We start from the raw sequence: 6,228 nt of genomic DNA, 5'->3' as shown, positions 1-6,228 counted from the left end.
GGCCCCCCCCCCCCCCCCCCCCCCCCCGGGGGGGGGGCCCCCCCCCGGGGGGGGGCCCCCCCGGCCCGAGTTGTCGGAGGGGCGGCGCCGGCTCAGTCCTCGAAGGTGAGCTTCGGCGGGGCCACCCGGAAGCCCTTGGTGCGCACGGCAAGGAAGACCATTCCCGCAAGGAACCACACAATGCCCACCACCAGGCTGGTGCCGGAGAGCGAGGTCCACAGCCAGAGGGTCAGCGCGAAGCCGACCAGCGGCAGGACCAGGTAGAGCAGCGCCCCCAGCGGCCCGCGTGCCTTGGAGTCGATGAAGAAGGTCTTGATGACCGACAGGTTCACCATCGAGAACGCGACGAGGGCGCCGAAGCTGACCACCGAAGCCGCCGTGGTCAGGTCCACGAAGAGGAAGGTCAGCGACACCACGGACACCACCAAGGTGGCGTAGATCGGCGTGGCGAAGCGGCGGTGCAGCATGCCCATGCGGCGCGGCAGCAGGCCGTCGCGCCCCATCGAATAGATGATGCGGGTGACGCTGGCCTGCGAAGCCATGGCCGAACCGAAGGACCCGACCACGTAGACGGCGACGAAAATCGCGGTGAGGACGTCCCCGCCGACCCCGGCCATGAGTTCGATGCCTGCCGCGTCGGGGTCGGTGAAGCTGGTGTAGTCCGGGTGGGCCAGGGCGCCGGCCCAGGCCACGGCGATGAAGATCAGGCCGCCCGCCAGCGTGGTCAGCACGATGGCCGTGGGAATCGACTTGCTGGGGTTCTTCGCATCCTCGGACAGCGTGGAGATCGCGTCGAAGCCCAGGAAGGACAGCGAGAGCACCGCGGCACCGGCGAAGATGGGGCCCAGCCCGTCGGCGCCGAAGGAGAACGGGGCGAGCATGTTCGGCGCGTCGGCGTTAAGCACCTGGTTCAGCACCAGCGCAACGAAGATCCCGATCATCAGCACTGACGCCGCGACGACGGTGGCACTGAGCCGGCCGATAAACTTGATGCCCACCACGTTCAAGCCGAACACCAGGACCAGGGACACCAGCGAGAACACCCAGGCCGGGACGGCCGGGAACTGCGTGTTCATATAGATGCCGATCAGCAGGAAGTTGATCATCGGGATGAAAAGGTAGTCGAGCATCAGCGTCCAGCCGGTGGCGAAGCCGATGTTCCCGCCGAAGGCCTGCTGGGTGTAGGCGTAGGCGGAACCGGCGCGCGGGATGGCCCGGCTCATGTGGGCGTAGCTGAGCGCGGTGAACAGCATGGTGGCCAGGGCCACGATGTATGACGCGGGCAGGTGGCCGTTGGAGATTCCGGTAACGACGCCGTAGGTCGTGAAGACCGTCACCGGGGCCATGTAGGTCAGCCCGAAGAGGACCAGGAAGGGGACGCCGAGGACACGCTTGAGTTCGTTGGGCCGGCCCGTGGAGCCGGGGCCGGACAGGAGGGGGCGGGTGTGGGTCTTGGCGCTCATCGGGAGCCTTCCATGAGGGGTTCGCCTGCTGCGAGGTGGGTGGGGGATCCGGCAAGCCAGGTGCCGAGCACCTTCAGGCCGGGGAACTGCGCCGGGTCGGCGGAGCGTGGGTCTTGTTCGAGCCAGACCAGGTCGGCGAGCATCCCCGGGGCCAGGGTGCCGCGTTCGTGTTCGGCGAAGGCCTGGTACGCGACCTGGCGGCTGTAGGAATCCAGGGCTTCGTCCACGCCGAAGCGGGCCCCGGGCAGGGGTGCCTGGTCGGCCTCGGCGGAACCGGTGCGGGTCACCGCGACGGCGATGCCCGCCATCGGGTGGTGGTGGGTCACGGGCCAGTCGCTGCCGAAGGACACCGGGACGCCCGCCGCGGCGATTTCCCCCATCTGGAACTGTCGGGCCGAGCGGTCCCTGCCCAGCCGCGGGAAGGTCAGTTCCGTCATCACGGCGTCGCACTGCGCCCACAGCGGCTCGAAGTTCGCAACGACCCCGAGGGCCTTGAAGCGCGGCAGGTCCTGCGGGGAGACGGCTTGCAGGTGCGCCATGACCGGCCGCCGGTCGCGCTTCCCGTTGACCTCGATCACGGCCTCGATGGCGTCCAGGCCCTGGCGGACGGCGGCGTCGCCGATGGCATGCAGGTGCAGCTGGAATCCCATGGCGTCTACAGCGATGGCGGCCCTGGTGAGGGAATCGAGGTCCCAGTTGGGCAACCCATGGGTGTGGTCCCTGTCTGAGTACGGGTCGAGCATGTGGGCGGTGTGCGATTCGACGATGCCGTCGAGGAAGAACTTGATGGTGTTCGCGCTGAGCAGTTCCTCACGCGCCGCGACGACCTGGGCGCGCGCGGACTCGAACCCGGGCAGCTGGCTCCGCCAGGTGACCGGGTCCGCCCGGAAGGCCAGGTTCATCCGGGTGTTCAGGGCCTTGGAACGTGCCGCGGCGAGGTAGTGCCCGACCGCGTCGAGTTCAACCCAGGCGTCCTGGACCCAGGTCACTCCCGCCTTAGCCAGCGATGCCGTCGCACGGTCGAGCGCGGCGACATGGACCTCGGGGCCGTAGGGGGGAACGTGCCGGGCGACAAGGTCGATGGCACCCGGTTCGCAGAGGGTGCCCAGCGGGGAACCGTCCCCGCGTCGCAGGATCGCGCCGAGGGCCGGCTCGGGGGTCGTGGAGGTGATCCCGGCGATCTCCAGGGCCTTCGAATTCACCCAGATGGTGTGGTAGTCCCAGGCGCGCAGCATGACGGGGCGATCCGGAACCACCTTGTCGAGCCAGCGGGCATCGAAGCGGCCGTCCGGGGCGAGGGTGGCGTCGTAGCTGGCGCCGACGATCCAGTCGGCACCGGGGTTTTCGGATGCCCACGTGCCGACCGCGGCGAGAACATTCTCGAGGGTGGTGCAGGCGCGGATCTGCGGTCCCACACCCTCGAGGCCGGCAAAGAGCGGGTGGGCGTGGCCGTCGCCGAATGCGGGTCCCAGGTAGCCGCCCTGAAGGTCGTGCAGGTGGTCGGCTATCGGTATCAGGGCCTCCGCCTCGGGTCCCACGGCTGAAATCACCGATCCGGCGACCGCCACGGCGCATTCGGTGCCCGAAGGCGTGCCGGAGGCATATCCGGAATGGAAGACTGTCAGTGTCAAGGGTGGAACTCCCAGCAATTTAATGTGATTAAATAAAATCTGCCGCCAACAATATATGTGTGCGGCATCACAGGCAAGGTTTTTTGTGGATTCATCGGAAATGCGTCGTGTCGGTCGTCCTCGTGAGTCCGTGTTGGACCGGGAGAAGATCCTTCGTGCGGCGCTGAAGCTGCTCAACTCGGTGGGCCCGGAGAAGTTCTCGATGGCGGCGCTCGCAGGGGAGCTGGGCGTCAAGCCGCCGGCCTTGTATCACCATGTCAGGAACAAGCAGGCGCTGTTCGTGGGCATGCGTGAGATGGTGAACGATGGCATCGACACCAGCGGTTTCGGGACGGAGCCCTGGGCGGTGGCCGTCGAGCGGTGGGCGAGGTCCTACCGCAAGGCGTTCTCCGCGCACCCCAATGCGATAGCGCTGCTGGCGACAGAGCCGATCACTGGCTCCACGAACACCCTGTTGATGTACGAGCGGGTCATCCAAGGTTTCCTGGCGGCGGGTTGGGCGGAGTCGAGGGTCATGGGCGACATGGTGGCGCTGGAGTCCTTCATCCTCGGATCCGCACTCGACGCGGTGGCCCCGGATGACATGTTCGAACCCGGGGAAGCCGCCGAACGGACCCCCGGCCTGGTTGCCGTCCTGGGGCGGCTTGGCCCCAGTGGGTCGCGCGCGGACGCCGCCTTCGAGGTGGGCCTGGAGATCTTCATTGCGGGTTTGGCCCGGAAGAACGGAGTGGCGGGCGGCGATGTGCATTCGCTTACCCATCGGACCTTGGATTAGGATAGGAATACCTTCCCTAATCCAAGAAAGTGGTCTTCGGTGAGTACGCAGAGTTTGGCACGTCCGGCCCGCCCGCAGGTGGTCCTCGAAGTGGTGGCGACCGAGATGGTCTCCGAGCACATGGTTCGTCTGACTTTCGGCGGCCCGGGGTTCGCGGATTTCCAGGACAAGCTGGTTTCCGACCGCTACGTGAAAATCCTCTTCGCCAAGCCGGAGCTGGGACTGGTTCCGCCCTACGACCTCGATGTCCTGCGCGAAGAGCTGGCGCCCGAGGACTTCCCGGTGCGCCGCACCTACACGCTGCACCACGTGGACCTGGACGCGAAGACACTGCAGATCGACTTCGTGGTCCACGGCGACGAGGGACTGGCCGGCCCCTGGGCGCAGCATGCAGTGCCCGGCGACCTGATCTGCTTCAGTGGGCCCGGCGGCCTCTACACGCCGGATCCGTCGTTCGACCGACACCTGCTGATCGGCGACGAGACGGCCCTGCCCGCCATTTCGGCGGCGATCGCGGACATGACTCCCGAGATGGTCGGCGACGTGTACCTTGAGGTCGGCGGCCCCGAGGACCACGTCGAACTCGAGGTTCCGAAGGGCGTAGCCGTGCATTGGCTGCACCGCGGCGGACCCTTCACCCCGGAAAACACGCGGATCGAATCAGTGGTCCGCGACGCGCCATGGGCCGCGGGAAGCATTCAGGTATTCGCCCACGGCGAGCGTGAAACCATGAAGTCCCTGCGCGCCTACCTGCATGGCGACCGCAAGGTCGACCGCAAGGCCATGTCGCTTTCGGCGTACTGGGCCTTCGGCCGTGCCGAGGACGAGTTCCAGGCTGAGAAGAAGAGCCCGATCGGCCAGATCTTCCCGGAGCCGCAGAACGCCTGAAGCACCGAACCACGTAGCCGATAGCGGCTGCGGCACAAGGATTCCCCGCGGGATCGTTAGCGCTTGACCGCATGGATGAAGACCTCCGGCGGGTGGAGAACACTGGTGTTCTCCACCCGCCGGAGGTCTTTTTGCACATGCCCCGACGGCTGGTGCAGGAGCCTGTGGCGCTCCGAGCATCTAACGGCAGAAAGGCCTGTGGGTTCCGTCAAATGATGGCGGAACCCACAGGCCTTTCGCGTGGTGGGGTCGTGTGGCCGAGCGGGCTAGCCGTTTTCCGCGGAGTCCCGTGGAGCAGCCGCGCGGCGTCCAGAGGGCGCAGTCGAAGCGCTCGCAAGGGCTTCCGGCGCCTCGTCTTCGTCGTCTTCGTCGTAGTACCGGCCGCGACGCAGCCCGACCGCCACGGCGATGGCGACCAGCGCCACCAACAGGGCAAGTTGGCCCCACGGCACGGCCAACTCGCTGGTTCCGGCGGTGCTCGGTTCACCGGGTGAACCGTCGATGCCCTCGGGTGCCACGGAAATCTCCGTGGCGAGGTTGAAGAGGGGCCAGATGCCCTCGATCTGCTGGGCGATCGTGGCGCTTCCGCCGGGTATCAACTCGTCAGCAGCGAAGGTCTGGCTCGTGGCGCCAAGGCCAAAGGGCCCTTGGGTCGTGATGGTGTAGGGGCCGCGGGCCCGAACCGTACCGGTGTTTTTCAGTGTGAAGGTAGCTGTTGTGGCCACGGGGGCAAAGGGGTTCCACGCGGTCGCGGTGCTCGTTTTCGCGTCCTGCACCTCGAGCGCGACGGTTCCTTCTCCGCCCACCTTCACGTTCATGCGGGTGGCAAGGCGGCGGTCCACAACAACGGTGCTGCCTCCGGACGCCTCGACGTATGAGGAAATCAGGCCGCCGACGTAATCGCCGGGTTCGGTGTCCTCCGGGACGTCGAGGGCGAAGTCGACACTTTCCGTTTCGCCCGGGGAGAGCGTGATCCGGGGTTGTTCCACCGTGACCCATGCGCCGACGCGGGTGGAGGGCTCGTCCGCGGGCAGCAGGTCCAGCGCTCCGCTGCTCGAGGTGATTCCATCGGCGGCGTAGATCTCCAGTGAAATTTCCGTGGCGCCGAGGTTTGTGACCTCGAAGGAGTCCTTCTGCTTGTCACCTGCCTCGAGCTCGTAGCTGAAGTTGCTGCGGGAGGACTCGCCACCCGGCTTGATGCTCCAGGACAGCTCGTCGGCCGGTGCCGCGTATGCTGCCGAACCGGTGAAGGGAAGGAGTGAGAGTGCCATGGCGGTTGCCAAGGTAGTGCCCCAGCGGCCGAGCCGGGAAATCTTGTATGTATGCAGCGAGCGCATGGTGTCCTCGGAATGAAGGGTGGATGGGAGTTCGGCGTTGTCCTGGAATCGGAGGGGTCCTTCGACGGACAAGATCGCTACGCGCAAAAGCGGGGTGCTTGGCCTTCCGTTGGTGCCAACGGGAAACCAAGCAC

5 protein-coding genes are annotated in these 6,228 nt (G+C 66.8%); 2 read left to right on the top strand and 3 right to left on the bottom strand.

Annotated features, from left to right (window positions below; translation table 11 throughout):
- Window positions 1-92: 92 nt before the first annotated feature.
- Together ACSYDW_RS10385 and ACSYDW_RS10380 are read right to left on the bottom strand one after the other, a co-directional pair.
- A complete protein-coding gene (locus tag ACSYDW_RS10385) occupies window positions 93-1,463 on the bottom strand; it encodes an APC family permease (RefSeq protein WP_438338654.1) in 1,371 nt (456 codons plus the stop codon).
- Entirely contained in the window at window positions 1,460-3,094 is a 1,635-nt protein-coding gene (locus tag ACSYDW_RS10380) for an amidohydrolase (RefSeq protein ID WP_438338653.1), read from the bottom strand. Before ACSYDW_RS10380 ends, ACSYDW_RS10385 begins: the two co-directional genes overlap by 4 nt.
- A 100-nt stretch (window positions 3,095-3,194) precedes the next feature.
- Between ACSYDW_RS10380 and ACSYDW_RS10375 the strand changes: the two genes are divergently transcribed.
- Both ACSYDW_RS10375 and ACSYDW_RS10370 read left to right on the top strand, forming a co-directional pair.
- Window positions 3,195-3,869: a TetR/AcrR family transcriptional regulator C-terminal domain-containing protein gene (locus ACSYDW_RS10375; protein WP_438338652.1), complete on the top strand. Its 675-nt coding sequence runs from the start codon at window positions 3,195-3,197 to the stop codon at window positions 3,867-3,869.
- A gap of 39 nt (window positions 3,870-3,908) precedes the next feature.
- On the top strand, window positions 3,909-4,757 hold the full coding sequence (locus tag ACSYDW_RS10370) for a siderophore-interacting protein (protein WP_438338651.1): 849 nt from the start codon (window positions 3,909-3,911) through the stop codon (window positions 4,755-4,757).
- 266 nt (window positions 4,758-5,023) lie between these two features.
- On the opposite strand, the gene ACSYDW_RS10365 is transcribed toward ACSYDW_RS10370, so the two are convergent.
- On the bottom strand, window positions 5,024-6,028 hold the full coding sequence (locus ACSYDW_RS10365; protein ID WP_438338650.1) for a WxL protein peptidoglycan domain-containing protein: 1,005 nt from the start codon (window positions 6,026-6,028) through the stop codon (window positions 5,024-5,026).
- Window positions 6,029-6,228 lie beyond the last annotated feature (200 nt).

The sequence above is a fragment of the Paeniglutamicibacter selenitireducens genome, from assembly GCF_051550675.1.
GTDB lineage: Bacteria > Actinomycetota > Actinomycetes > Actinomycetales > Micrococcaceae > Paeniglutamicibacter.
Note: the sequence above shows the minus strand (reverse complement) of the source record. Positions and strands in the feature narration are given on the sequence as shown.

Bases quoted from the DNA above. Each gene is read 5' to 3' on its own strand.
- ACSYDW_RS10385 (WP_438338654.1), bottom strand. From the start codon at position 1,463: ATGAGCGCCAAGACCCACACCCGCCCCCTCCTGTCCGGCCCCGGCTCC.
- ACSYDW_RS10365 (WP_438338650.1), bottom strand. From the start codon at position 6,028: ATGGCACTCTCACTCCTTCCCTTCACCGGTTCGGCAGCATACGCGGCA.
- ACSYDW_RS10375 (WP_438338652.1), top strand. From the start codon at position 3,195: ATGCGTCGTGTCGGTCGTCCTCGTGAGTCCGTGTTGGACCGGGAGAAG.